Here is a 26,107-nt window from a genome sequence, read left to right on the forward strand (position 1 = left end):
GGGTTAACTGCCTACTGACCGGTCCCGGCCAGATTGGACCGCAGGCTGGCTGAGATCGGCGCCAGCGCAACGCGGCTGGCGCGGTCCTGCAACCCCCACAAGAGCAGCGCCGAAATCGTGTCGGGCTGCAGCCGTCCCAGCATGATCACGGCACCCTCCTGGCCCGCCCGGAACGCCGCCTGATCCAGGAAACGGCGCATGGCGCGCGGATTCTGCCCGGCTCCATCGAAATCACGGAACACCACGCCAGCGGGCACGCCGTCGCGCAGGGCGAGTTTCTGTACCGTATTAAGCCCATTGTTCTGCAGGACCAGCCCATAGCCGCCTGCGCGCACCGCATCGGCCACCTGATCGGCCAGCGGGCGATTGCCCTGCACGCCGCTGGCAACGCCTTCTAGCACGCCAACCGCCTGCGGCAGAAGGTCAAACCAGACGGCCAGTGCGGTTTCGGCATCCTGCGGCTGCGCCTCGCGGGGCAGATCGGAGAGGATCAAGACCTCAAACCCGGCGGCGCGCCGTTCGGCCATCTTTTCGGCCGCGCGCGGATCTTGCGGATCGATGGCAAAGCTGATCGGATAGGGAAACTCTGCAAGCGCCTCGGCGCCGACAGATTGCGCGTCATCAATCAGCACAATCGACATCAGCGGACGATCATCGCTGAGATCAAAGGGCTCCGAATTGGCCTCAAACGGGGTTTGCGCCGTATTTTCCTCAAGGCTGTCAGCGGCTTCGTCACGTTCGGTCAGGGGCACAACGGGGGTGCCAATGCGCGGCGTCCCGGCGCGGTCCGGCGCATCCGCCGTGGGCAGGGCTGCAATGCGGTTCGCGCGCCCCTCCTCCGGCTGTGCCTCTGCCTTGGCACTCTCCTGATCCTCCTCGGACATTCCCGCATCCTCGGCCATCTTTTCCTCGGCCGACGTTTCCTCGGTGGAGGACGGCGGCGCGGGCGGCGTAATACCAATCACCGGCGGCGCGGTCGGCGCCGGGGCGCTCCCCAGTTGCGGCATGGCAATCGAAGGCGAAACGGACAGGCCGGGATCCGTAACAGGCGGCTGTTGTGCGGCAATTTCAGGTCCGGGAACCGGCTGTTGATCCCCTTGCGGTGGCTCTGCCCCTGTCTGGGAAGACACCGAAGGAGCCGGTGTGGGCGCTGTCGCGGTTGAGACATCGACCGGGTCCTCGCCGGTGGCGCTCTGCGCCAGCGCACCCGGCTCTTCACTACCGCTTGCGGTGTCCAGTTCCTTCGGAGCCTCTGGCACAACGGGAACCGCGCCGCTGTCCGTGCCCTCGACTGTGCCCGCACTGCCAATTTCGGGACGTTCGGAGGGTTCCGTATCCGCGGGTTCGATCGCGCTCAGATCATCCGAAGGTGCGTTTTCCAAAGCCGCCGGTGCGGCCTCGACCAGATCCGCATCCGCCTGCGGCGTGCCCATCGGCGCAGGTCCGCTCTCTGCCGGGGCAGTGCCGGTACTTGGCCCGGTCGCGCTGACATCGATCTGCTGCGGCAACGGGGTCGACAGCGACCACATTGCGGCAACACAGGCTGCCACCAATGCTCCGATACTAACGCCGCCCAGAAAGCCCCGCATGCCCGTTCCGCCTCTCGTTTTCATTCCGGCCTGCCCTCCGGTCGGCGCAATGCCAATGCGACCGATCGTCCACATCAAAAACGCGCCGCACCCTTGACGCTGCCGGGCAAGCCTGAACATGTATGTCGCAACAACTATACTGCGGTGCAAGCCCTGCCCGCCACCCTTAAAAGAGCCTGCCAAGATGTTGCTGCTGATCGACAACTACGACTCCTTCACCTACAACCTCGTGCACTATCTGGGTGAGCTGGGGGCCGAAATGGACGTGCGCCGCAACGATGCGCTATCTGTCGAAGAAGCGCTGTCCTTGCGTCCCTCTGGCATTCTCCTCAGCCCCGGGCCCTGCGATCCCGATCAGGCCGGGATCTGCCTGCCCCTGACCCTGGCCGCCGCCGAGGCGGGCATTCCCCTGATGGGTGTCTGCCTGGGGCACCAGACCATCGGCCAGGCCTTTGGCGGCAAGGTGGTGCGCTGCCACGAGATCGTCCATGGCAAGATGGGTCAGGTTCACCATCAGGGCAAAGGTCTGTTTGCCGGGCTGCCCTCGCCGTTCCAAGCGACCCGCTATCATTCGCTGATCGTAGAGCGCGACAGCCTGCCCGCATGCCTGGAGGTCACGGCCGAACTGGAGGATGGCACCATCATGGGGCTGCAGCACCGCGATCTGCCGATCCACGGGGTACAGTTCCACCCTGAATCGATTGCCTCGGAACATGGTCACGCCCTGCTCCAGAACTTCCTCAATGACATGAAGGTGCCCGCATGAGCGACCAGATGAAGCCGCTGATCGATGCCGCTGCCGATCGCCCCCTGACCCGTGCGGAAGCCGAAGAAGCCTTTGCCATGCTGTTCGAGGGCGAAGCGACGCCCAGCCAGATGGGCGGGCTGTTGATGGCGCTGCGCACCCGTGGCGAAACGGTCGATGAATATGCCGCCGCTGCTGCGGTGATGCGGTCCAAATGCAATGCGGTGCGCGCACCCGAAGGGGCGATTGACATCGTGGGCACCGGTGGCGATGGCAAGGGCACGCTCAATATCTCCACCGCGACCGCCTTTGTGGTTGCCGGTGCAGGCACCGTCGTGGCCAAGCATGGCAACCGCAACCTCAGCTCCAAATCCGGCGCGGCGGATGCCCTGGGGCAGATGGGAATTCAGGTGATGGTTGGCCCGCAGGTGGTTGAAAAATCACTGAAAGAGGCCGGGATCGGCTTCATGATGGCGCCCATGCACCACCCGGCCATTGCCCATGTGATGCCGACGCGGCAAGAACTCGGCACCCGCACGATCTTCAATATTCTGGGGCCGCTCACAAACCCCGCAGGTGTGAAACGGCAACTGACCGGCGCCTTTTCCCGCGACCTGATCCGGCCCATGGCGGAAACGCTGGGCCAGTTGGGATCGGAGCGCGCTTGGCTGGTGCATGGCTCTGACGGCACCGATGAGCTGACCATCACCGGCGTCAGCTGGGTTGCGGCGCTGGAAGTGGATGGCAGCATCCGCGATGTGGAACTCCACCCCGAAGACGCAGGCCTGCCGGTGCATCCCTTTGAAGACATCATCGGCGGCACGCCCGAGGAAAACGCAACCGCCTTCCGCGCCCTGCTGGACGGCGCGCCCTCGGCCTATCGCGATGCGGTTCTGCTGAACAGCGCCGCCGCCCTGGTGGTAGCGGGCGCTGCAGGTGATCTGCGCGAAGGCGTCGCAAAGGCCCGCGAGAGCATCGACAGCGGCGCCGCCAAAGAGAAGATCGCAGCGGTCGCCCGGATCACCACCGAGGCCACCTGATGGCGCTGCCGACCGGACTTGGCGCCTGGGCCGATTTGCCCTTCTTCGAAACCCGCTGGCCCGAAATCGACACCGCCTTGCGGCAGGACAGGCGCGAGATCCTGCCCCCCGCATCGCAGCGGTTCGCGGCCCTGGAACTGACCCAACCCGAGGACACCCGGGTGGTCATCCTGGGTCAGGATCCCTATCCGACCCCCGGCCATGCCCATGGGCTGGCCTTTTCAGTGGAACCCGATGTGACGCCCCTGCCGCGATCGCTTTCCAATATTTTCAAGGAATTGCAGAGCGATGCTCACAGTTCACGCCCCAACGGCGATCTGCGCGCCTGGGCGCGCCAGGGGGTGTTGTTGCTCAACACCGCCCTTAGCGTGCCTGCGGGCGATGCCAACGGGCACAAGGATCTGGGCTGGGATCAACTGGTCCGCGAGGTTCTGGAACGCACATCCGGGCGCCCTACTGCCTATGTGTTTTGGGGAAAACAGGCGCAAAGGCTTGAAAAACACCTTCATCCGGGCGATCACCTGATCCTGAAGACTGCGCATCCCTCGCCGCTATCGGCGCGACGCGGCTTCTTCGGATCGCGGCCGTTTTCGGCAATCAACACCTGGCTGCAAGAACGCGGCCATGCGCCCATCGACTGGGCCGCCTGACGGGAGGCAAGCTTATGACAGAAAACGTGCTCGACAAGATCAAGGCCTACAAGCTCGAAGAAGTGGCCGCTGACAAGGCCGCCGTTCCCATGGCTGAGGTGGAAGCCGCCGCCCGCGAGGCCTCACCTGTGCGCGGTTTTGCCGAGGCGTTGATCGGTGCCGGTCGCCAGGGCTACGGGCTTATCGCCGAAATCAAGAAGGCCAGCCCCTCCAAGGGTCTGATTCGCGAGGATTTCGACCCGGTCGCGCTGGCGCAGGCCTATGAGCAGGGCGGCGCCACCTGCCTGTCAGTGCTCACTGACACCCCGAGTTTTCAAGGCGCAAAATCCTTCCTGACCGAAGCGCGGGACGCCTGCACCCTGCCCGCCCTGCGCAAGGATTTCATGTATGACCCCTATCAGGTGGCCGAAGCCCGTGCCCTTGGCGCCGATTGCATCCTGATCATCATGGCCTCGGTCTCAGACGCGCAAGCGGCAGAACTGGAAGACTGCGCCATGGCCTGGGACATGGACGTCCTCCTGGAGGTGCACAATGCCGAAGAACTGGAGCGCGCCTGTGCCCTGAAATCCCCGCTGATGGGTATAAACAACCGCAATCTCAAGACCTTCGAGACCACGCTTGATACCACGCGAGAGCTCTCCCGGAAGGTTCCGGCGGATCGCACCATCGTCTGCGAAAGCGGCTTGTTCACCCCGCAGGATCTGGCCGATATGGCGCGCTACGGTGCCCGCACCTTCCTGATCGGCGAGGCGCTGATGCGGCAGGACGATGTCGCCGCCGCAACCCGGCAACTGCTGGCCAACCCTCTCACGCCGGGGGCGATGTGATGGCGCTCACGCATTTTGACGGCAAGGGCGATGCCCATATGGTGGATGTCTCGGACAAGGCGGTGACCTCTCGTATCGCCACCGCCGAAGGCCACATCAAGATGGCCCGGGAAACCTTTGATATCATATCCGAAGGGCGCGCCAAAAAGGGGGACGTTCTCAGCGTTGCCCGGTTGGCCGGCATCATGGGGGCCAAGAAGACGCCGGATCTGATCCCCCTGTGCCATCCCTTGCCGGTAACCAAGGTCGCGGTGGAGCTGACCCTGGATCCGGACCTGCCCGGCGTGCGGATCGAAGGCACGGTCAAGACCACCGGCCAGACCGGTGTTGAAATGGAGGCCCTGACAGCGGTCTCCGTCGCGGCACTCACCGTCTATGACATGGCCAAGGCCGTGGATAAGGCTATGGAGATCGGCGGCATCCGCGTCACGTTGAAAGACGGCGGTAAATCAGGCCGGTACGAGGCATAGATGATCTCAGTCAGTGAAGCCCGCGCGCATCTGTTGAAATTGGTGTCTCCACTGGAGACCGAGATGGTTCCCCTCGCAGAGGCATCGGGCCGGGTATTGGCACGTGAAGTTTCTGCCCGGCGGGATCAGCCGCCTTTTTCCGCGTCGGCCATGGACGGTTACGCCGTCAAAGGCGCCGAAGTCGAGCTGCACGCCATGTTCAAGGTGATCGGCGAGGCCGCCGCCGGGCATCGCTTTGAAGGCGTGGTCGGTGCAGGCCAAGCGGTGCGGATCTTCACCGGCGCCCCGATCCCCGAAGGCGCCGGTTTCGTGGTCATCCAGGAAGATGTCACCCGCAAGGGCGACCTAATCACCATCACCGATGAGCCCGGCGATGGCGACAACATCCGCCCCCGTGGCGGCGACTTTTGCGCCGGACAGACCGTAGCGGCGCCCCGCCGCCTGACCGCTTCTGACATAGCCCTGCTCGCGGCGATGAACATCGCCGAAGTGCCCGTCACCCGGCGGCCCGAAATTGCGTTGATCTCTACCGGTGACGAATTGGTCATGCCCGGCAGCACCCCCGGCCCGGATCAGATCATTGCCTCCAATACCTTTGGCCTGAAGGCGCTGCTCGAAGGATTGGGCGCCCATGTGCGCATCCTGCCGATCGCCCGCGACACCCACAGTTCCCTGCGCACGGCCTTTTCCCTGGCCAAAGGCGCCGATCTGGTGGTGACCATCGGCGGCGCCTCGGTTGGCGATCACGACCTCGTTGCCGATGTTGCCGCTGACCTTGGAATGGAGCGGTCCTTTTACAAGGTGGCGATGCGCCCCGGCAAACCGCTGATGGCGGGACGCTTGGATGGTGCCGCAATGGCAGGGCTGCCAGGCAATCCGGTCTCTGCCATGGTCTGCGGCCATATCTTTCTGGCCCCGATGGTGCGGGCCATGCTGGGGCTGCCGCCGCAGCAGGATGCGATCCAAACTGCCACCCTTGCAGCGCCGCTTAGCCGGAACGGGCCGCGCGAACACTATATGCGGGCCACTCTGACGGAGCAGGGACAGATCGAGGCGTTTGAACGGCAGGACAGCTCTCTGCTCTCTATCCTGGCTGAGGCAAACGCCCTGTTGATCCGCCCGCCGCATGATCCGGCCCGCGCGGTTGGTGACAGGGTTTCCTACCTGCAATTGTGACCGCAAATCACCCTCTGATTGCAAAATGAGAGCAAAATCACCAAAGCCGCCGCGCATTCTATTGACACAAAACGTGAACATGAATAGAACAAAACAAAACACAACGGCGCAAAGGGGCGGTTATGCTGACGCAAAAGCAGTTGGATCTGTTGGAGTTCATTCACACACGCCTGCAACGGGATGGTGTGCCCCCCAGCTTTGACGAAATGAAGGTCGCGCTGGATCTGCGCTCCAAATCCGGCATTCACCGGCTGATCACAGCGCTTGAGGAACGCGGGTTTATCCGCCGCCTGGCGCACCGGGCGCGTGCGATTGAAATCCTCCGCCTCCCCGACAGCATCGCGGGCGGTGGCGCAGGGTTTTCGCCTAGGGTGATTGCAGGTGGTGCCGATGACAATGACCACTCGGCCCAGGGCGCCGCGCCGATGGCTGCCCAGGCCGCAGCTGCGATGGAACTGCCGGTGATGGGGCGGATCGCTGCCGGCGTTCCGATAGAGGCGATCAGCCAGATCTCCAACAGGGTGAGCGTGCCCAGTTCCATGCTTTCTGCCAATGGCGCCCATTACGCGCTGGAGGTGCGCGGCGATTCCATGATCGAGGCCGGGATCAACGATGGCGATATCGTGGTGATCCGCGAATCCGACACCGCCGACGATGGCGATATCGTGGTCGCCCTGGTCGAAGGACATGAGGCAACCCTGAAGAAGATCTACCGCCGCCACAACAACACGGTTGAGCTGGAAGCCGCGAACCCCGCCTACAAAACACGCTGCTACCCCGCGGATCAGGTCAAGGTTCAAGGTCGCCTGGTGGGGTTGATCCGAAGCTATTGATCAATCACACGCCCCTGGCGCAACCCGTCTATTTTAGGCAGGTGACGTGCCCAGTGCTGCCAGTGCCGCAATACGGGCGTCCGTGTGATACGAGGCCCGGTGTGACCGGGGCGTCAGCTTATATGTCTCGGCATGATGGCTCAGAAAAGTACGCCTTCAGTTACGCACCTTTGCGCCCGCCTGCGGGCCTGTCCAAAGGCGCCGCCCGGCAAGATCGGCTGCCGTGACCAGGGTTCCATCGGCTTCGATCCTGATACTGCCCGTTTCGCGCATCCTCTGTGGATCCAGCACCAGACAGGGACCGTCAATCTTTAGATCGACAGTCGACACCAGGATCTCGTCCGCGGTGCACCCCACCACCTGAGCGGCTGCGCCCTTGCCCACCAGGTGATACATCCGGAATGACCCGACAGAGGCCTGCCATGGCCGTGACGGCTCGGTCGGCGTGCGCGCATGGGCGGCTTTCTGGCTGCTGCGATCCCCGTCATTCTCCAACCAGACCTTTGCGGCAAATCCTTTGGCCTTCTCGCGCGATAGCATCCTTCCGTCCGGACCCAGAACCCCGACCAAACCGGCCTCCGGAGAAATCAGGGCGGCGGGGCGGTGGCTCTGCGACCACAGGAGACCTGCCACAAGGATGGGCAACACGCCCGCAACACGAAGCCTGCCCTGCCAGATCAACAGGAACAGCCCACCGCCCGTAATCAGCGGCAACACCAAAGGATCGGGCTGCAGAATACTGCGATCGGCCCCCGGCAAGGCCGCCACATGGCTGGCCACAGCCAAGATCCAGTCCAATCCAGCGGCCATCACCGTCAGCGCCAGCTCCTCCGCCCCCAGCGGCAGCAACATCAGGGCTGCAACGGCCGCGGGCACGACGATCAGCCCCATCACCGGCACCGCCAGCAGATTGGCCAGCAGCCCGTAGTGAGACAGGGTGTTGAAATGGGCCGCCCCAAACGGCGCGGTTGCCAGCCCGGCCACAAGCGAGGACAGGCACAGGCCGACAATCGGGCGCAGCCAGCTCGGCCCCAGGGAATAGCCGCGGTCCCGGATCCCGGAAAAGACACCAACCAAAGCGGCAGTCGCGGCAAAGCTCATCTGAAAGCCCGGGCTGAGCAGGGCTTCCGGGCGCCTCAGCAAGACAACGACGGCGGCAACTGCAACCGCCCGTAGGGAAATCGCACGCCGATCGATCAGCACGGCGCCAAGCATCACGAGCACCATGATAAAGGCACGTTCGGTGGCCACATTGCCTCCGGACAGGGCCAGGTATCCAAAGGCCGCCAGAAGCGCCACCGCAGCTGCCCATTTCTTGACGTTGATCCGCAGGGCAAGGGCCGGAACCAGACATAGACCGAACCGCAAGACGGCAAAGACGAATCCGGCGACCAGCCCCATATGCAGGCCCGAAATCGCCAGAAGATGGGCAAGGTTGCTTGCCCGCAGGTCCTGCAGCGTCTCCTGGCTGACCCCGCTTCGGTCACCGGTGGTGATGGCCGCGGCAATCGCACCGCTCGCCCCGTGCAGTCGCTGCCGCAGGCCCAGGGCGATATCCCGGCGCAGGCCCTCCAGGCTCATCTCCGGGGGCTGCGCATCAACCATCAGAACGGGCACCCGCGTGTAGCCGCTTGCCCCCAGCTGCATGAACCAGGCATATCTCCGGAAATCAAAGCCCCCCGGTTCAACCGGTCCCTGTGGCGGCATCAGATGCGCCGTCGTTGCAACCCGTGCGCCCACCGGCGGCAAGGCGGCATCGGTCAGAAGCGTGATCCGCACCCGTTCAGGCGTTTTGGGGCCAGGCACATCCGTGAGACGCAGCTGATCCAGGGTCAGTCGCATCAGGTCGCGAGCCGATCGATCGATCTGAACAAGACGCCCCTCCACCGGGCCATAATAGCGAAAGGACAGAACCGGCGCCTCCAGCCAGTGGCTGCGCAGCCCGGCAACAGAAAATCCGATCAATGCGATCAGGAGGGCACGGCCCAGCAATCCTATGGCACTGGCATGCAGCACCGACAGGCCGCCCACCCCGACCAGGGTCGCGACGCTCAGATAGGTCAGTGCGCCCGGTTCGACCGGCACAGCGAAATAGACCCCTATTCCAAGCCCAAGAAACACTGGCCCCCAAGCCAGCAGATGTCCCCTTTGAACCTGTAGCAGCTGGTCCAGGATGCGCATCATTCCCATGCTTGCTCCTGACCCTTCGGGTGGGTAGACAGGCTGAAACGCTAATCCCCCTATGGTTACCAAAAGGTAAATCACTTCCATGTCCAAACCGGTCGTCACCCGTTTCGCCCCCTCGCCCACCGGCTTTCTGCACATCGGTGGCGCGCGTACCGCGCTGTTCAACTGGCTTTATGCGCGCGGGCGCGGCGGCAAATTCCTGCTGCGGATCGAAGACACCGACCGTGAACGCTCGACCCCCGAAGCGACGGCAGCGATCCTGCAGGGGCTGGAGTGGCTGGGGCTGGATCACGATGGCGATGTGATCAGCCAGTTCGCCCGCGCCGACCGCCATGCCGAGGTTGCCCACCAGCTATTGGCCGAGGGCAAGGCCTACAAATGTTTTGCCAGCCAGGATGAAATCGCGGCTTTCCGCGATGCGGCGCGGGCCGAGGGCAAATCCACCCTGTATCGTTCGCCTTGGCGCGATGCGGATCCCGCGACTCATCCGGATGCGCCCTATGTGGTGCGCATCAAGGCACCGCAGGAGGGCACAACCGTCATTCACGACGAGGTGCAGGGCGATGTGACCATTCGCAACGACCAGCTGGACGACATGATTCTGCTGCGCTCGGATGGCACACCGGTCTACATGCTGGCCGTGGTGGTGGACGATCACGACATGGGCGTGACCCATGTGATCCGCGGCGATGACCACCTGAACAACGCCGCCCGGCAAATGATGATCTACCAGGCCATGGGCTGGGATATTCCGGTCTGGGCTCATATCCCGCTGATCCACGGGCCAGACGGTAAGAAACTCTCCAAACGCCACGGCGCCCTGGGCGCGCAGGAGTACCAGTCGATGGGCTATCCGGCGGCCGGCATGCGAAACTACCTGGCGCGGCTTGGCTGGAGCCACGGCGATGACGAGTTCTTCACCGACACCCAGGCACGCGACTGGTTCGATCTGGATGGTATCGGCAAAAGCCCGGCGCGGTTCGACACCAAGAAACTGGAAAACCTCTGCGGCCAGCATATCGCCGTTAGCGATGACGCCGCATTGCGGCAGGAAATCACCGCCTATCTGGCGGCGGCGGGCGAAGCAGCCCTGACTGACGTTCAGTCAAATGATCTTGAACGCGCCATGTACTGTTTGAAGGACCGGGCCAAGACTTTCCCGGAACTTCTTGAGAAGGCGCATTTTGTCCTTGTTTCGCGCCCCATTGAGCCGGATGCGAAGGCGGCAAAAGCCCTGGCATCTGTATCCGATAGTATACTGAAAGAATTGACGCCGCAGTTGCAAAGTGCTAGCTGGACCCGTGACGATCTGGAGGCGCTTCTGAACGCATTTGCGGAAGCACATGATACCAAGTTCGGCAAGCTGGCAGGCCCCTTGCGGGCAGCTCTTGCGGGCCGGGCGGTAACGCCTTCGGTGTTCGATATGATGCTAATTCTGGGCCGCGATGAAACGCTGGCCCGTTTGACCGAAGCAGCAGGCTGACCCCTTACCTTAACGCTTGGGTAAGCCTGTTCCGATACGACCTCACCTGCGCGATGCATCGCGTGGGTGCTGCCTGCGCAAGACCCGGATGAAATCCGGGCTTTTTGCGCCTGTAACAGGAAGGGACATCTATGACCGATACCAATAAGACAGCCCAGCTCAGCCTCAATGGCGAAACCTATGAGCTGCCCATCTTCTCTCCGACCGTTGGGCCCGATGTCCTGGACATCCGCAAACTCTACGCCCAGGCCGGTGTCTTTACCTATGATCCCGGTTTCACCTCCACCGCGAGCTGCGACAGCACCATCACCTTCATCGACGGTGGCAAGGGCGAGCTGCTGCACCGCGGCTACCCGATCGACCAGCTTGCCTCGCAGTCGCATCACCTCGAAGTCTGCTACCTGCTGCTTTATGGTGAGCTGCCCACCGCCGCGCAGCTGGAAGACTTTGAAACCCGTGTGACCCGTCACACCATGGTGCATGAGCAGATGCACAACTTCTTCCGCGGCTTCCGCCGTGACGCGCACCCGATGGCGACACTGGTGGGTGTGGTCGGCGCCATGTCCGCCTTCTATCACGACTCCACCGACATCAACGATCCCTGGCAGCGTGAAGTGGCCGCGATCCGTCTGATCGCCAAACTGCCCACCATCGCGGCAATGGCCTACAAGTATTCGATCGGTCAGCCCTTCGTTTATCCGCGCAACGATCTGGATTACGCGGCGAACTTCCTGCACATGTGCTTCTCGGTTCCGGCCGAGGAATACCACGTCGACCCGATCCTGGCCCGCGCCATGGACCGGATCTTCATCCTGCACGCCGATCACGAGCAGAACGCCTCGACCTCGACCGTGCGTCTGGCCTCCTCTTCGGGCGCCAACCCGTTTGCCTGTATCGCTGCTGGTATCGCCTGTCTCTGGGGTCCGGCCCATGGCGGCGCCAACCAGGCCTGCCTGGAGATGCTGAAGGAAATCGGCACTGTCGATCGCATCCCCGAATTCCTGGCCCGCGCCAAGGACAAGAACGATCCGTTCCGCCTGATGGGCTTTGGTCACCGGGTCTACAAGAACACCGACCCGCGCGCCAAGGTGCTGAAGCAGTCCGCCGATGAGGTCCTGGAGCTGCTGGGCGTCGAGGACAACCCGCTGCTGCAGGTCGCCAAGGAACTGGAGCAGACTGCGCTCAACGATCCGTACTTCATCGAGAAGAAACTGTTCCCGAACGTGGACTTCTACTCGGGCATCATCCTGGAGGCGATGGGCTTCCCGACCTCCATGTTCACACCGATCTTCGCGCTGTCGCGCACCGTCGGCTGGATCTCGCAGTGGAAAGAGATGATCGCAGACCCACAGAACAAGATCGGTCGTCCGCGTCAGCTGTACCTCGGCCAGACCGCGCGCGATTACGTGGATATCGAAAACCGCTGATCGAGCCTATTTCGAACACAACCGCCCTGCACCTCTGGTTGCGGGGCGTTTTCTTTTTAAGCGGGTTTTCGTTTCAGAAACACCCGCGATACACGACACTGTATCCTTAATAAGAACAATTGACACTCAATATTTCTATTGTTCTCAGGACATAGACAGAAAACGAAGAATATCGAATTCGCCTTGCCCCCAAATTGCGAGCAATTAAACTTTAAGTAGAATCATCATTATTGGGGGAAGAATTGTGCTTTGGATTGGTTTGCTGGGACTGAGCCTTGTGGCCGGTTTCATTATATTGGACGACGATGATGATCAGGCATCCACTGGGCAGGACGAGCCACCCGGCCAGGAAGACCCGGATCTGCCGCCAAACACCTTCGCGGGCACCGACGGCAACGATATCCTGATCGGAAATCAGCAGGACAACAGCCTGCTGGGGCGGGAGGGCGACGACTCTCTGGAAGGTCGCATCGGGGGCGACCGGCTGTTCGGCGATGACGGAATGGATACGCTTTTTGGCGGCGACGGCAACGACAGTGTCTTTGGCGGCGATGGCGATGATTTCCTGAACGGCGGGCGCGGTGACGATCTCATTCGCGGCGGCGCTGATCATGATGTGCTGATCGATCGCCTCGGCTCTGACACCATGAACGGCGACTTGGGGCAGGATCTGATCATATCCAGCGGGCAGCTGCCGCCCGGACTGCTACAGGCGCAACTGCAGGCCTCCGGGCCAGAAAACGGCCCCCAGGATCTGCTGCGCCAATTGGGGACCGACATGACCGACGATCCGGATCGCAACGGTGACAGCGTCGATGGCGGTCAGGGGGACGACACCCTGCTCTTTGGCGTGGATGACACGGTCACTGGCGGCGATGGCGCAGATCGCTTTATCACCGGGTCCTGGCTCGAAGGTCAGGACGCAGCGACCATCACCGATTTCCAGCTTGGAGAGGATCAGCTGGTCTACACCTACGATCCAGCCGCTGGCGGGGAGCCGGAACTGACAGTCGAAAATGCAGCCAATGGATCCGGAGGCAGCGATGCCATCGTCTATGCCGATGGGGTCGAGGTTCTGCGCATTCTGGCACAGGACGGCCAGTTCGATCCGGCCCTGGACATTCGCCTGCTCCCCTATCCGGTCGCTGCCGGTTGATCAGGCTTCAGGCTATCCTACGTAACTGACGCCAACCCCCTGAGTTACCGGGGTTTGGCGCGCCCATGTTTGCCATGGCGAGGGTTGCCGGGGCGCGCGTATCAAGGCGCTGTGAGGCGGCAGAATACGCCCCGTGGGGCAACCTCAAGCCAGTGCGACCCACAGTTCGACCCACGGGGCGCGATTTCAGCGGCCTTCGAATTTCGCGGGACGTTTTTCCATGAAGGCGGTGACCCCTTCGAGGAAATCGCGGGTCTTGCCGCATTCGCCCTGCAGATGCGCCTCCGCCGACAGCTGTTCCGGCAGGCTCTTGCCATAGCTGCCGCGGATCGCGGTCTTGATGGCGCCAAAGGCCTTGGTCGGACCATTGGCCAGATAGGCCGCCCGCGCCCGCCAATGGGCATCAAACTCTGCATCTGGAACGGCTTCCCAGATCATGCCCCAATCGCTGGCCTGTCGGGCGGTGATCTTGTCAGCAAAAAGCGCCGCGCCCATTGCCTTGGCCAGACCCATCTGGCGCGGCAGGAACCAGGTGCCGCCGGCATCGGGCATCAGGCCGATACGGGCAAAGGCCTGCATGAAATAGGCGCTTTCGGTGGCAATCACCACATCTGCGGCCAAGGCCAGGTTCGCCCCGGCCCCGGCCACGGGACCATTGACCACCGACATGGTGGGCACAGGGCAGTCATAGAGCGCCTCCAGCATGGGCGTATATTCGTCCCTGAGGGTCCGCTCCATATCCAGAGCCGCCGAGCCTGACGCATCGCTCAGATCCTGCCCCGAGCAGAAGGCGCCCCCGGCCCCGGTCAGCACAACCGCCCGTGCCTCGCCAGCGGCGCGTTTCAGCGCATGGGTGATCTCGGCCCGCATCTGGCCTGTCAGGGCGTTCATCTTCGATGGCCGGTTCAGGGTCACGATCGCCAGACCGTCATCGTTGGAATAGAGGATCTCTTTGTAGTCCATCACGGGGCCTCATCTGTCATTTCGGGCGCGCGGTGCAGATGGCGCGCGCGCTTTGCTTTGCGCCATGGTGGCGCAAAGCCAGGGGCCGGGAAAGATGGACCCGGCGTCACTCGTCCAGAATTTGCCGCAGACGGACCTCTTCCTCGTGGCTGAGCCCTGCCTCGGCCGTCTTTGGCGCCCGCGCACGGCCACGCAGATAGGCCGCAGCCAGTCCCAGCGCCAGGAGCATCATCAACGGCCCCGCGGCCCATAGCATCCAATTGGCGCCCGAGGTGGTGGGGCGCAGCAGCACGTATTCACCGTAGCGATCCACCACGAAATCGATGACCTCACCGTCGCTGTCCCCCGCCACCAGCCGTTCCCGCACCAGAAGGCGCAGATCGCGGGCCAGATCGGCATTGGATTCGTCGATATTCTCATTCCGGCAGACCAGGCAACGCAGATCCTTTGACAATTCCCGCGCGCGCCCTTCCAGAACCGGATCCGCCAGGACCTCATCCGGCTGCACCGCCCATGCGGCTCCGGGGAGCGTCACCCCCAGTGCGGCCACGAACAGCGCCAAAGATGTGACGGCAACCTTGAACATGCCCGCGCCCCTCATTCTGCCGGAACCTTTGCTCCGCCTGCGCTTTTGCGCGCGCCAGCCGCCACCCGGAACCGCCTGTCGCTGAGGCTGAGAAGGCCGCCCAAAGCCATCAGGATACAGCCGCCCCAGATCCAGTTCGCCAGCGGTTTGATATAGGTCCGCACGGTCCAGCCGCCGCTGTCCTGCTGGTCGCCAATCACCACGTAGATGTCACGCAGGATCTGGTAGTCGATCGCCGCTTCGGTGGTGGGCATCTTGGCAACCGGGTAGTCCCGTTTTTCCGGATGCAGCACCGCGACCTCATCCCCACTCTGGAAAACGCTGACCGTCGCCATGGTGGTGTAGTAATTGGGGCCCCGCGCCCGATCGACCGAATCCAGCACCAGTTCATAGGAGCCCACCGTGAACGGCTCCCCGATCTGGGCCACGCGAATGTCCTCTTCCTGCCAGGCCGTGAGGCCTGCAATGGCAAAGATGGTGATGCCAAGACCCGAATGGGCCACGGCCTTGCCCCAGTCGGCGCGCGGCAGGCGCAGCAGACGTCCCGCACGCCCCCCCTGCCCGGTGCGCGACCACAGATCCGCCGCCGCACCAAAGACCATCCAGGCGCCCAGGAACAGACCCACAGGCCCCAGCGCCGAACGCCCCGTCTGCATCGCCCAGGCGAGAACCGCCAGGGCCAGCGACAGCACCAGCACATAGCGCAGATACCAGACCGTCTGCCCGATCCGCCCCCGTTTCCAGGGCATCATGGCGCCGATAGGCAGGATCGCACCCAGCACCACCATGAAGGGGGTAAAGGCCGCGTTGAAGAAGGGTGGACCGACGCTCAGCTTACGATCAAAGGCCATTTCGGCCACCACGGGCCAGAGCGTGCCGAAGAAGACGACAAAGCAGCTGACCGCCAGCAGGATGTTGTTGGCCACCAGCGCGCCTTCGCGGCTGACAATGCCAAAAACACCCTTGGCCTGCATTTCCTGTGACCGGGCGGCGAACAGCGTCAGCGCGCCACCGGTAAAGAAGGCCAGGATGAACAGGATGAAGACACCACGTTCGGGATCATTGGCAAAGGCATGCACCGAGGTCAGAAGACCGGAACGCACGATGAAGGTCCCGATCAGCGAGAAGCCGAAGGCCAGGATCGCCAGGAGGATGGTCCAGCTTTTCAGCGCCTCGCGTTTTTCGACAACGATAGCCGAATGCAGCAGTGCCGCCGCCAAGAGCCAGGGCATGAAGGAGGCGTTCTCCACCGGATCCCAGAACCAGAACCCGCCCCAGCCAAGCTCGTAATAAGCCCACCAGGATCCCAGCGCGATGCCGATGGTCAGGAAGATCCAGGCCGCCAGCGTCCAGGGCCGCACCCAGCGTCCCCAGGCCGCATCGATCCGCCCTTCGATCAGGGCCGCCACGGCAAAGGAAAACGCCATCGAAAGCCCGACATAGCCGAGGTACAGAAACGGCGGATGGAAGGCGAGACCCGGATCCTGAAGCAGCGGGTTCAGATCCTGCCCGTCAAAGGGCGGCACCGCCAGGCGCAGAAAGGGGTTGGAGGTGAACAGGATGAAGGCAAAGAAGGCAACCCCGATGGCCGCCTGAACCGCCAATACCCGCGCCTTCAGGGTTTGCGGCAGGCCGCCGCCAAAGATCGAGGCCAGTGCGCCAAACAGGCTGACGATCAGAACCCAAAGCAGCATGGAACCTTCGTGGTTCCCCCAGGTGCCGGAGATCTTGTAGAGCATCGGTTTCGCCGAATGGCTGTTCAGCGTCACAAGCCGCAGCGAGAAATCCGAGGTGACAAAGGCCCAGACCAGCGCCGCAAAGGCAAAGGCGGTAAAGAAGAACTGCGCCTGCGCAGCCGGTTCGGCAACGGCCATCCAGCCGGGCCAGCGTTTATGGGCACCCACCATGGGGACAACCATCTGGACGATGGCCACCATGAAGGCGAGGACGAGGGCGAAGTGACCGAGTTCTGTAATCATGCCTCAGTCTATAATATTTTGCAGAAGCCGCGCCAATGACATTCGGCGCGTCCAGCCGCCGCAGCACACGATTTCGTGATCAGCCATTGAGAGATTGGGAAGCACTCTCTTTTTCGCTGCGCCGCCAGGCGCGCAGGGCGGCATTTTCGGCCTCTGCAAGGCGCGTCTCGGCCTCCTGTGCGCCTTTCTGCTGCGTGCCTGTCTTTTGCGCGCCTGTTTCCTGCAGCTGAACTCCCACCGGCAACCGATTGAAAGCACGTGCGAGGCTGCGTTGAAAGTCCTGGCTCTTGGCCTGATGACGTGCTCCGAAATAGAAGGAGACGATCACGCCCAACAGCCACCACAGCGGCTCCGGCACCAGAGCAAGCCCCCGCATCCTTTGTGCGAACCAGATCGGTTCGATCATTGCGCTCGCCAAGAGCGCCAGGGTGGCAAAGGCCATCAAAGGGCGCGGCAGGCGGTTCAGCCCATCCATCACCCTGTCAAAACCACTGCGCTCGGCACGGTCGAACTCGGCTGCGAATTGCTGCAGGGCGGCGCTGCGATCGAGATGCGCACGCTGTGCCCCGCCCTCGGCATTTTCGCGGAACACCTCAACGGTCTCGCGTAACAGGTTGCGATCATTTCCAAATAAGGACTTGAGCAGCGCCATGATCATCGCCTTACCTCTCCCAATCCGCGACCCGCGCCCGAAACTGGGCCGCATCCATGTGGTACCTGTCTGACATGAACGCCTCTGCCCGGCGGATCCAGCCGCCTTTGTTGCCTGCACGGGTGCGGGCATATTTGCGGCTGGCGGGGCGTCGGTCGGCGAGGTCGAAGTAATAGCTGCGGCGCGCGATCCCATAGGCATCGCGCAAGGCAGAGGCATCGACACGCGCCGCACGATGCGCCGCAGCCGCCGTCTGCGGCCCCATGACGCCATCGACGGCCGCATCATAGCCCATCTGCACCAGAAGGCGCTGAAGGATACGGATCGCATTGCTGCCCGCGTTCACATACATGTCAAAGACGCTGTCTTGCAGAGAATGCGGCAGGCGGTGCAGGCCCGGGCGCTCGAAATACTCTTTGACGAAGATCTCCACCGCCTGCTCCCGGCTCAACGCCTTCACATCGGCAAGACCCACCTGCCCGTCTCCGGTCAGATCAAGGCCCAGGCGGCGCAGGGTGTGGATGGTAACGCCAAATTTGGTTGCGCCGCCGGGATCGTCCGGGTCATTCACATAATCACCCTCCCGGTCTACGATTTCTTCTGCAATCTGCGTGACTTGCATGGGTTTTCTCTTTCTTGCTCACTGCAAAGCCTCACACAAAACAGCTCATGTCCTGTTGCGCCAGCGGCCGCCGCCCGGGCAACGGATCATTCTGTGCTTGTGCCCCTTGAACGCGGTCTGCTAGGCGCTTTGGCCAGCAACGGGCCACAACAGGCAGGACAGGACTATGACGCAGAACTCCATCCAGGTGGTCGACCGCGCGACCGGCGAGATCTTCAACGAGGTGATCCTGGGCGAGAAATGGATCCGCTGGGCCTACCAGGACTCAGGCTCCAGCCTGCTTGAACGGCTGTTGTTCCGCTCCTCCGTCGTCAGTCGGCTGTTTGGCGCCTGGTTCGACTCGCCCCTGTCGAAGGGCAAGATCACATCGGTGATCGAAGAGCTTGCGATTGACATGAAAGAGGCGCGCGATCCGATTGAAAGCTATAGATGTTTCAACGATTTCTTTGTCCGTCACCTGACCCTGGAAAGCCGCCCCTACAGCGACGATACTGAAGAGGTGGTATCACCTGCGGATGGCCGCGTGCTGGTGTTCCCCGAACTGGACGGCGATACCTTTGTTCCGGTGAAAGGCCATCCGATGTCGATCCGAACCATGCTGCCCGGCCTGCATGAGCGGTTCATGGGCGGTGCCCTGGCGATCGTGCGTCTATGCCCTGCGGATTACCATCGCTACCACTTCCCGATGGCGGGCCGGATCGTCGACAGCCGGGAAATCCCCGGTGCGCTGCATTCGGTGAACCCCATCGCCCTCGGCGCGGGGCCAGACGTTTTTGGCGACAACAAGCGCAGCCTCACCCTGATCGAAACCGAAACCGCTGGCACCCTGTGTTTCGTCGAGGTGGGCGCCTTTGGTGTCGGCTCCATCGTCAATACGACGACCAGCGGAACCGTCACCAAGATGCAGGAAAAGGGTTACTTCAAGTTCGGCGGCTCCACAGTCGTGATTGTCTTCGAACCTGGCAAGATACGCTTCTCAGACGACCTCATTGCCAACAGTGCCAAGGGCTTGGAAACCCTCGTTAAGGTCGGACAACCGCTGGCAACAGCGCTGTAAAAGCTATTTCTCGGGCGGGATGGAATAGGTCATGGTGGAGCGCGCCACCATCTTGTCCGACCCGGCCGAGAACATATGCACATCGCCAACCGCCAGCGAGCGCCCCAGTTTCAACAGGGTGCCCTTGGCGACCAGATCAACGCCCGCCTCGGGTTTGCGCATAAAATCGAGCGAGCAGTTCGTGGTGACCGCCAGCGCCTTGCGCCCCAGCCGCGACAACACCAGCCCGTAAACGGTCACATCAGCCAGCGCAAACATGGACGGGCCAGAGACGGTGCCGCCGGGACGCAGGTGCCGCTCGGCCGTCAACAGGCGCATGGTGATCCCCGCCTCACTCAACTCATCCACCGCGAAATCATCCGCCACCTGCGGAAAAATCTCTGCCATATAGGCGGACAGCCCCGCCGCATCAAAAGCCAAGCCCATGCTTTTCCTTCTCCCTTGTCCACCATAGAGTTGCCCCAAACAGGGTCAGGAGGACAAGATGACAATTCTGGAACGTCGCGACGCAAATGGTATCGCCCATCTGCAGATGAACGCGCCCGAGCGGCTGAATGCGCTCTCGGATGAGATGCTGGCCGCATTGCAGGTGCAGATCGACGCGCTGAAAGGTGACAGCAGCATCAAGGCGGTGGTGCTGTCCGGCGCGGGCAAGGCCTTTTGCGCCGGCCATGACATCCGCCAGATGACAGCAGGGCGCGAAGCGGCGGATGGCGGCAAATCCTATTTCCAGGATCTCTTTGCCCGCTGCACCTCTGTCATGCTGGGACTGCAGCGCCTGCCGCAGCCGGTGATTGCCCAGGTGCATGGCATTGCCACGGCGGCGGGCTGTCAGCTGGTCGCCTCCTGCGATCTGGCAGTGGCGGCGGATGACACGCGTTTTGGCGTCAATGGTGTCAACATTGGCTTGTTCTGCTCCACCCCGATGGTGGCCCTGTCGCGCAATATCCCGCGCAAACATGCGTTTGAGCTGCTGACCACCGGCGAATTCATGACCGCCACCCGCGCAGCCGAGCTGGGCCTGATCAACCGCGCGGTTCCGGGGAGCGATCTGGAGGGTGAAACCCTGAAGCTGGCGGAAACCATCGCCGGCAAGCTGGGCTCCGCCGTCAAGATCGGCAAGGAAGCCTATTACCGGCAATTGGAAATGCCGCTGGAAGAGGCCTATGCCTATACCAGCGATGTCATCGTGGAAAACCTGATGCACAGTGACACCATCGAAGGGCTCAATGCCTTTATCGAAAAACGCCCACCCAACTGGGACACCGACTGATTTTTCCGAAAATTTGAGCCAAGTTCAGTCTTTGTTTACGATTGACAGGATATTGTTTCCATATCCGGTCTTTCAATAAAGGCAGGATCATGGCAAAGATTGGGCACCGGTCACAAGCCGGTCACAATTTTGGGTCGCTGCGTCGGAAGGTCCCTCCGATCCGGGTCTCTCTCCCCGGCTGACATTCCCGCCGCGGCGACCCCAAAATCCCCCCCTGCAGATCAAAGAATGCGCGTGGTGCCCTGAGGTGTGCATCCGGTTCAGTCTTCCTGGGGATACTGCCGCCCGCGCATGTCATATTGCGCAAGGCCCCTCCCTGCCCTATGTGGCACCTCATGACACAAGACTTGCATATCGTGGGCGGCGGCATGGCCGGGTCCGAGGCCGCCTGGCAGGCGGCGAACATGGGCGTCAAGGTGGTGCTGCATGAAATGCGCCCCAAGGTGGAAACCTTTGCCCATCAAACCGGCAACCTCGGGGAGATGGTCTGCTCCAACTCCTTCCGCTCGGACGATGACGAGCAGAACGCCGTTGGCCTGTTGCATTGGGAAATGCGCGCAGCAGATGGCCTGATCATGACCACGGCCGATGCCCATCGCCTGCCCGCGGGTGGCGCTCTGGCCGTTGACCGTGATCCCTTTGCCGAAACCATTACGGCCAAGTTGAAGAGCCACCCGAATGTGACTGTGTCCTATGAGGAAGTCACCGACCTGCCCAGCGACGGCCAGTGGATCTTTGCGACTGGCCCGCTGACCTCTCCAACCCTAGGCAAGGCGATCCAGGCGGAAACCGGGGCCGAGGCGCTGGCCTTCTTCGACGCCATCGCCCCCATCGTCTATGCCGAGAGCATCGACATGTCCAAGGCCTGGATGCAGTCGCGCTATGACAAGGGCGAAACCGAGGAAGAGCGCACCGCCTACCTCAACTGCCCGATGGACAAGGACCAGTACGAGGCCTTCATTGACGCGCTGCTGGCCGCCGACAAGACCGAGTTCCACGAAGGCGAGACCGCCGGGTATTTCGACGGCTGCCTGCCGATCGAGGTGATGGCCGAACGGGGCCGCGAAACCCTGCGCCACGGGCCGATGAAACCCGTGGGCCTCACCAACCCGCATCAGCCGGATGTAAAGGCCCATGCGGTGGTGCAGCTGCGCCGCGACAATGCGCTGGGGACGCTGTTCAATATCGTCGGCTTCCAGACCAAGATGAAATACGGCGCCCAGACCGAGGTGTTCCGGATGATTCCGGGGCTGGAGAATGCCAGTTTTGCCCGCCTGGGCGGTATTCACCGCAATACCTTCCTGAACTCGCCCACGCTGCTCGACAGCCAGATGCGGCTGAAATCCAAACCCAATATCCGCTTTGCCGGGCAGATCACCGGGGTGGAAGGCTACGTGGAAAGCGCCGCGATGGGTCTGCTGGCTGGCCGCATGGCCGCCGCGGAAATCCTGGGGCAGGATCTGGCAGAGGTGCCGCAGGACAGCGCCATGGGCGCCCTGATCCACCACATCACCGGCGGCGCCGAGGCCAAGACCTTTCAGCCGATGAACGTGAACTTTGGCCTGTTCCGCCCGGTCGATGGTCTCAAAGGCGGGCGCCGGGGTCGCAAGGACCGCTACAAGGCCTATACCGACCGCGCCAAGGCCGCCTGGAGTGACTGGCTGCAGCAGTTTGCGTGATATGCGAGGGGCGCAATGACATTTCGGACCCGCTTTGCGCCCTCGCCCACCGGCCCGCTTCATCTGGGCCATGCCTATTCCGCCATTGTCGCCCATGACATGGCCCGCGCCGCCGGTGGTGAATTCCTGTTGCGGATGGAAGACACCGACCTGCAACGGGCCAAGCCCGAATGGGATGCGGCGGTGATCGAGGATCTGAGCTGGATCGGCCTCAGCTGGGACGGCCCCATCCTGCGCCAGTCGGAACATCTGAACGGTTACAACAAATACCTGGAAACCTTTGAGAGTATGGGGCTTTTATACCCCTGCTCCTGTAGCCGGTCCGATATCCGGGCCGCCCTCTCCGCCCCCCAGGAAGGCGTTGCGCATGATGTCTATCCCGGCACCTGCAAGAGCCGCCCCATGTCGGATCGCAAACCGGGCGATGCACTGCGCCTGCATCTGGATCGCGCCCTTGCCCGCCTGAGTGGCCAAAGCGTAGCCTTTGAGGAAACCGGCGAGGCCCACAGGGGCACCCATCATCTTGACCCGCAGCGTGCTCTGCAGGAGATCGGCGATGTGGTTCTGTGCCGCAAGGGCGAAGAGATCATCGCCTATTTCCTGGCCTCGGCGCTGGATGATGTGCACCAGGGCATCACCCATGTGGTGCGGGGCGAGGATCTGTTCGACTTCACCCAGCTGCAGGTGCTGCTGCTGACGCTGCTGGATCTGCCCGTGCCCGTCTACCACCATCATCGGCTGATCCGGGATGAGGCGGGCAAGAGGCTGGCCAAGCGGGACGATGCCCGCGCCATCTCCAAATACCGCGCCGAAGGTGCAACCCCGCGGGATATCCGTCGCATGGTGGGACTGGCCTGAAACCCCTCAAACCATGGGTTTCATCAGTTCCACTTCTTCGCCTTCACGCACAGCGGTATAGAAGCAGCTGCGGCGGTTGGTGTGACAGGCCGGCCCCGTCTGGCGCACCACGGCCAAAAGGCAGTCCCGGTCGCAATCCAGCCGCAGATCCACCAATTCCTGCACATGGCCCGAGCTTTCGCCCTTGACCCAGAACGACTGCCGCGAGCGGGACCAATAGGTGACCTTGCCCGTCTCCAGCGTGCGCGCCACGCTTTCCGCATTCATCCAGGCCATCATCAGAACCTCGCCGCCGTCATGGTCCTGGGCGATGCAGGGAATGAGCCCGTTGGCATCGTAACGCAGGGTCTGAGGATCGAAAGTCATGGCAAAAACCTTTTGCATCTGGGTGTTCGCTCCCTATGTATGAGGAAGTCCAGCAAAGGGAAAGCCCGAGGCCCGCATGTCCAGCGAAACCGATCTGATCAAGCTCTACTCCTCCAGGATCCTGGCCCTGGCCGCCGATATCCCGCATCTGGACCGGCTGGACACCCCCGATGTGAGCGTGAAAAAGCGATCTCCCCTGTGTGGGTCGACGGTGACCGTGGATCTGAAGGTAGAGGATGGGAAGATCACCGACTTCGGTCAGGACGTCAAAGCCTGCGCTCTGGGTCAGGCCGCTGCTGCGGTGGTGGGGGAACACGTCATTGGCTGTTCCCTGGAGACGATCAAGACCGCCCGCGACCAGCTCAAATCCATGCTGACCGAAGGCGGCCCCACCCCCGATGCCCCCTTTGAGGAGTTGGAAGTCCTGATCCCGGCGCGTGAGTTCAAGAACCGCCACGCCTCGATCATGCTGGCCCTGGATGCCACCCTCGAAGCCCTGCAACAGCAAAGCGAGGAAAGCTGCGCTTAACGAAAAATTCACTGTGTGCGGCGTATTCGGATTCTGTAGCGAGTACCCGGAGTTCCAATGCAGCAGCCCCATTGCGCCCAAGAATCCACCTCCAAAATCGACAGCAATCTAAACGAACTTGCCGAGATTTCATCCCAACTTGGCTTTGAAATCGTTGATATTGCAGGGTTTATGGATTCCATCGAAAGCAAATCCAAAGCCCAGCTTGACGATTTGCAACAACTGGATTTGGGCGCGGAACGGGTTGTCAAAGCCAACGCTCAGGTGATGGACACGGTCGGCGCGGTTACGGTTTCCGCCCAGCAAACGCTGGATTCGGTCCGGAACTCTGTCACCCTGGTGCGCGAAAGCAGTGGCCGCGGTCAGGAAGTTGCCGAATGGGTCCAGGACCTCAACAGCAGAACCGAGGCCGTCGCCGATACGGTCGACGCGATGCGCAAGGACAACGAAAAGATCACCGCCATCGCGGCCCAGGTGAATATCCTGGCGATCAATGCGAAAATCGAGGCCGGGCGCGCGGGTGATGCCGGGCGCGGCTTTGCCGTCGTCGCCGAGGCGATCAACGATCTGTCCAAGCGGACCACCGTTGCGGCCAGCGAGATCAGCAAGAACATCGAGGCCCTCTACGCCTGGATCAAATCCCTGGATAAAGAGACGGAAACCATTTCCAAATCGGCCAGCGCAATCCTGGATCAGGCCCGCGACACCGATGCCTCCCTGGCCAGCATCGAGAAAGACGCCCAGCACGTGAACAGCGAGACGGGTCGAATCCTAGGTGATGCCACCACCGTCCGCGATGCCATGGAGGCCTGTTTTCCCAATATCAACCGGATCAAGGTCTCGGTTCAGGAAACCACAGGCGGCATTCAAAACGCCCATGAACGCATTGAAAAGCTGGTGGTTTCCTCTGAACGTCTGGTGCAGGGCACAATCGCCGCAGGCGGTCAATCGACCGACAAGAAGTTCATTACCTTTGTGACCGACATGGCTGCAAACATTAGCACGCTGTTCGAAAAAGCTCTGGAAAGCGGACGTATTACCGAGGCGGATCTGTTTGACCGCACCTATGTTCCGATCCCGAACACCAACCCGCAACAGGTGATGAGCCGTTTCACGCAGCTGACCGACAGCCTGTTGCCCCCCCTTTTGGAGTCCGCGCTCGATCTCGATCCACGGGTGGTCTTCTCGGCGGCGGTTGACAACAATGGCTATCTGCCAACCCACAACAAGAAGTTCTCTCATCCGCAAGGGCCCGATCCGGAGTGGAACATGGGCAATTGCCGCAATCGCCGGATCTTTGACGACCGCGTCGGCCTGAAGGCCGGACGCAACACCGGCCCCTTCCTGATGCAGGTCTATCGCCGCGACATGGGCGGTGGCGAGTTTGTCATGATGAAGGATCTCTCCTCCCCCATCACCGTGAAGGGGCGCCACTGGGGCGGCTTGCGAATGGCCTTTACTATCTGATCGGCACAATCCTTTCCGCAAGTGGCATTGCCCCGCCCCCACACCTCGCCCCCAGAGGCACGCAAAAAAACCGCCGCACATCCGGGCAGATGGCGGCGGCAGAAAAGCTCTTCATGCGGGGGTGGGACGCGCTTTCCGGCATTCGGGATGCGCCGGAAGGGTAGCGATACAGGCAGGTGCTCCCTCATCAATACGGGACAGGATGCAAGCGCGGCCCCATGAACAGCTCAGGCAGGAAATTCTCGGGGCTCAGATCAAAGCAGACCAGGCAGGTGCAGCGCGGCCACCAGCATCACAGCCAGCGCACCAACACCAATGGCATCTTGCAAAAGGGTCGATTGCGCGTTTTGCAGCGTTGTTTTCAACTGTGCGATCATGGTCATTCCTCCGGCTCTGTCTGGGGTGAGACGCTGTTGCGCCCTCTTGTTGCCACTTTGTTCTCACACACGAGACGACAGGTAAAGAACTTTTTGAGAACATTTGCGAACTTTTG

Annotated in this window: 26 protein-coding genes; 16 read left to right on the top strand and 10 right to left on the bottom strand. The window is 62.2% G+C overall.

What is annotated here, in order from left to right:
* Positions 1–11 precede the first annotated feature (11 nt).
* Positions 12–1,613, bottom strand: a complete 1,602-nt coding sequence (locus tag PXK07_RS00700) for a divergent polysaccharide deacetylase family protein (RefSeq protein WP_274846261.1) — start codon at positions 1,611–1,613, stop codon at positions 12–14.
* A gap of 160 nt (positions 1,614–1,773) precedes the next feature.
* On the opposite strand from PXK07_RS00700, the gene PXK07_RS00705 reads away from it, so the two are divergent.
* The 7 genes from PXK07_RS00705 to lexA all read left to right on the top strand — a co-directional run bounded on the left by PXK07_RS00705 (position 1,774) and on the right by lexA (position 7,330).
* Positions 1,774–2,355 (top strand): anthranilate synthase component II, encoded by a 582-nt coding sequence (locus PXK07_RS00705; RefSeq protein WP_274846262.1) that lies wholly within the window; start codon positions 1,774–1,776, stop codon positions 2,353–2,355.
* Positions 2,352–3,374: an anthranilate phosphoribosyltransferase gene (gene trpD, locus PXK07_RS00710; RefSeq protein ID WP_274846263.1), complete on the top strand. Its 1,023-nt coding sequence runs from the start codon at positions 2,352–2,354 to the stop codon at positions 3,372–3,374. The genes PXK07_RS00705 and trpD overlap by 4 nt, the downstream gene beginning before the upstream one ends.
* Positions 3,374–4,024, top strand: a complete 651-nt coding sequence (locus tag PXK07_RS00715) for a uracil-DNA glycosylase (protein WP_274846264.1) — start codon at positions 3,374–3,376, stop codon at positions 4,022–4,024. Before trpD ends, PXK07_RS00715 begins: the two co-directional genes overlap by 1 nt.
* 14 nt (positions 4,025–4,038) lie before the next feature.
* Complete coding sequence (gene trpC / locus PXK07_RS00720) at positions 4,039–4,851, top strand: indole-3-glycerol phosphate synthase TrpC (RefSeq protein ID WP_274846265.1); 813 nt, start codon at positions 4,039–4,041, stop codon at positions 4,849–4,851.
* The gene (moaC, locus tag PXK07_RS00725) at positions 4,851–5,321 is read left to right on the top strand and encodes a cyclic pyranopterin monophosphate synthase MoaC (RefSeq protein ID WP_274846266.1); all 471 of its coding nucleotides are present in this window, start codon (positions 4,851–4,853) and stop codon (positions 5,319–5,321) included. The genes trpC and moaC overlap by 1 nt, the downstream gene beginning before the upstream one ends.
* On the top strand, positions 5,322–6,497 hold the full coding sequence (locus PXK07_RS00730) for a molybdopterin molybdotransferase MoeA (protein ID WP_274846267.1): 1,176 nt from the start codon (positions 5,322–5,324) through the stop codon (positions 6,495–6,497).
* 122 nt (positions 6,498–6,619) lie between these two features.
* Positions 6,620–7,330 carry a transcriptional repressor LexA gene (gene lexA, locus PXK07_RS00735; RefSeq protein WP_274846268.1) on the top strand — a complete coding sequence of 237 codons (711 nt, stop codon included), beginning with the start codon at positions 6,620–6,622 and terminating at the stop codon, positions 7,328–7,330.
* Positions 7,331–7,486: 156 nt separating this feature from the next.
* On the opposite strand, the gene PXK07_RS00740 is transcribed toward lexA, so the two are convergent.
* Positions 7,487–9,520 (bottom strand): ComEC/Rec2 family competence protein, encoded by a 2,034-nt coding sequence (locus tag PXK07_RS00740; RefSeq protein ID WP_274846269.1) that lies wholly within the window; start codon positions 9,518–9,520, stop codon positions 7,487–7,489.
* A 79-nt stretch (positions 9,521–9,599) separates the two neighbouring features.
* Between PXK07_RS00740 and gltX the strand changes: the two genes are divergently transcribed.
* The 3 genes from gltX to PXK07_RS00755 all read left to right on the top strand — a co-directional run bounded on the left by gltX (position 9,600) and on the right by PXK07_RS00755 (position 13,583).
* The gene (gene gltX / locus PXK07_RS00745) at positions 9,600–11,000 is read left to right on the top strand and encodes a glutamate--tRNA ligase (protein ID WP_274846270.1); all 1,401 of its coding nucleotides are present in this window, start codon (positions 9,600–9,602) and stop codon (positions 10,998–11,000) included.
* Between the two features lie 131 nt (positions 11,001–11,131).
* Positions 11,132–12,427, top strand: coding sequence for a citrate synthase (gene gltA, locus PXK07_RS00750; RefSeq protein WP_274846271.1), 1,296 nt, complete (start codon positions 11,132–11,134; stop codon positions 12,425–12,427).
* A 244-nt stretch (positions 12,428–12,671) separates the two neighbouring features.
* Entirely contained in the window at positions 12,672–13,583 is a 912-nt protein-coding gene (locus PXK07_RS00755) for a calcium-binding protein (RefSeq protein ID WP_274846272.1), read from the top strand.
* Positions 13,584–13,769: 186 nt separating this feature from the next.
* Here PXK07_RS00755 and PXK07_RS00760 read toward each other — a convergent pair whose 3' ends face one another.
* The 5 genes from PXK07_RS00760 to PXK07_RS00780 all read right to left on the bottom strand — a co-directional run bounded on the left by PXK07_RS00760 (position 13,770) and on the right by PXK07_RS00780 (position 18,385).
* Entirely contained in the window at positions 13,770–14,546 is a 777-nt protein-coding gene (locus PXK07_RS00760) for an enoyl-CoA hydratase-related protein (protein ID WP_274846273.1), read from the bottom strand.
* A 106-nt stretch (positions 14,547–14,652) separates the two neighbouring features.
* Positions 14,653–15,132, bottom strand: coding sequence for a cytochrome c-type biogenesis protein (locus PXK07_RS00765; protein ID WP_274846274.1), 480 nt, complete (start codon positions 15,130–15,132; stop codon positions 14,653–14,655).
* Positions 15,133–15,143: 11 nt separating this feature from the next.
* Positions 15,144–17,111, bottom strand: a complete 1,968-nt coding sequence (locus tag PXK07_RS00770) for a heme lyase CcmF/NrfE family subunit (RefSeq protein WP_274846275.1) — start codon at positions 17,109–17,111, stop codon at positions 15,144–15,146.
* A gap of 79 nt (positions 17,112–17,190) precedes the next feature.
* On the bottom strand, positions 17,191–17,763 hold the full coding sequence (locus PXK07_RS00775) for a holin family protein (protein ID WP_446728337.1): 573 nt from the start codon (positions 17,761–17,763) through the stop codon (positions 17,191–17,193).
* Between the two features lie 10 nt (positions 17,764–17,773).
* Positions 17,774–18,385: a holin-associated N-acetylmuramidase gene (locus tag PXK07_RS00780; RefSeq protein WP_274846277.1), complete on the bottom strand. Its 612-nt coding sequence runs from the start codon at positions 18,383–18,385 to the stop codon at positions 17,774–17,776.
* 166 nt (positions 18,386–18,551) lie between these two features.
* On the opposite strand from PXK07_RS00780, the gene asd reads away from it, so the two are divergent.
* The gene (gene asd, locus PXK07_RS00785; RefSeq protein WP_274846278.1) at positions 18,552–19,442 is read left to right on the top strand and encodes an archaetidylserine decarboxylase; all 891 of its coding nucleotides are present in this window, start codon (positions 18,552–18,554) and stop codon (positions 19,440–19,442) included.
* Between the two features lie 3 nt (positions 19,443–19,445).
* Here the strand turns inward: asd and PXK07_RS00790 are convergent, their stop codons facing one another.
* Positions 19,446–19,868: a PaaI family thioesterase gene (locus tag PXK07_RS00790; RefSeq protein WP_274846279.1), complete on the bottom strand. Its 423-nt coding sequence runs from the start codon at positions 19,866–19,868 to the stop codon at positions 19,446–19,448.
* A gap of 58 nt (positions 19,869–19,926) precedes the next feature.
* Between PXK07_RS00790 and PXK07_RS00795 the strand changes: the two genes are divergently transcribed.
* From PXK07_RS00795 to gluQRS, 3 genes are all read left to right on the top strand, one after another.
* A complete protein-coding gene (locus tag PXK07_RS00795; protein WP_274846280.1) occupies positions 19,927–20,715 on the top strand; it encodes an enoyl-CoA hydratase in 789 nt (262 codons plus the stop codon).
* 335 nt (positions 20,716–21,050) lie between these two features.
* Positions 21,051–22,394, top strand: coding sequence for a methylenetetrahydrofolate--tRNA-(uracil(54)-C(5))-methyltransferase (FADH(2)-oxidizing) TrmFO (trmFO, locus tag PXK07_RS00800; protein ID WP_274846281.1), 1,344 nt, complete (start codon positions 21,051–21,053; stop codon positions 22,392–22,394).
* Positions 22,395–22,409: 15 nt separating this feature from the next.
* Entirely contained in the window at positions 22,410–23,252 is an 843-nt protein-coding gene (gene gluQRS / locus PXK07_RS00805; RefSeq protein ID WP_274846282.1) for a tRNA glutamyl-Q(34) synthetase GluQRS, read from the top strand.
* 6 nt (positions 23,253–23,258) lie between these two features.
* Here the strand turns inward: gluQRS and hisI are convergent, their stop codons facing one another.
* On the bottom strand, positions 23,259–23,636 hold the full coding sequence (gene hisI, locus PXK07_RS00810; protein WP_274846283.1) for a phosphoribosyl-AMP cyclohydrolase: 378 nt from the start codon (positions 23,634–23,636) through the stop codon (positions 23,259–23,261).
* A 58-nt stretch (positions 23,637–23,694) separates the two neighbouring features.
* Here hisI and PXK07_RS00815 point away from each other — a divergent pair, with 58 nt between their 5' ends.
* Both PXK07_RS00815 and PXK07_RS00820 read left to right on the top strand, forming a co-directional pair.
* Positions 23,695–24,147: an iron-sulfur cluster assembly scaffold protein gene (locus PXK07_RS00815; protein ID WP_274846284.1), complete on the top strand. Its 453-nt coding sequence runs from the start codon at positions 23,695–23,697 to the stop codon at positions 24,145–24,147.
* Between the two features lie 171 nt (positions 24,148–24,318).
* Positions 24,319–25,614: a methyl-accepting chemotaxis protein gene (locus tag PXK07_RS00820; RefSeq protein WP_274846285.1), complete on the top strand. Its 1,296-nt coding sequence runs from the start codon at positions 24,319–24,321 to the stop codon at positions 25,612–25,614.
* A gap of 254 nt (positions 25,615–25,868) precedes the next feature.
* On the opposite strand, the gene PXK07_RS00825 is transcribed toward PXK07_RS00820, so the two are convergent.
* Positions 25,869–25,997, bottom strand: a complete 129-nt coding sequence (locus PXK07_RS00825) for a hypothetical protein (RefSeq protein ID WP_274846448.1) — start codon at positions 25,995–25,997, stop codon at positions 25,869–25,871.
* Between the last annotated feature and the right edge of the window lie 110 nt (positions 25,998–26,107).

It is taken from the genome of Phaeobacter sp. QD34_24, assembly GCF_028890115.1.
Lineage (GTDB): Bacteria > Pseudomonadota > Alphaproteobacteria > Rhodobacterales > Rhodobacteraceae > Phycobacter.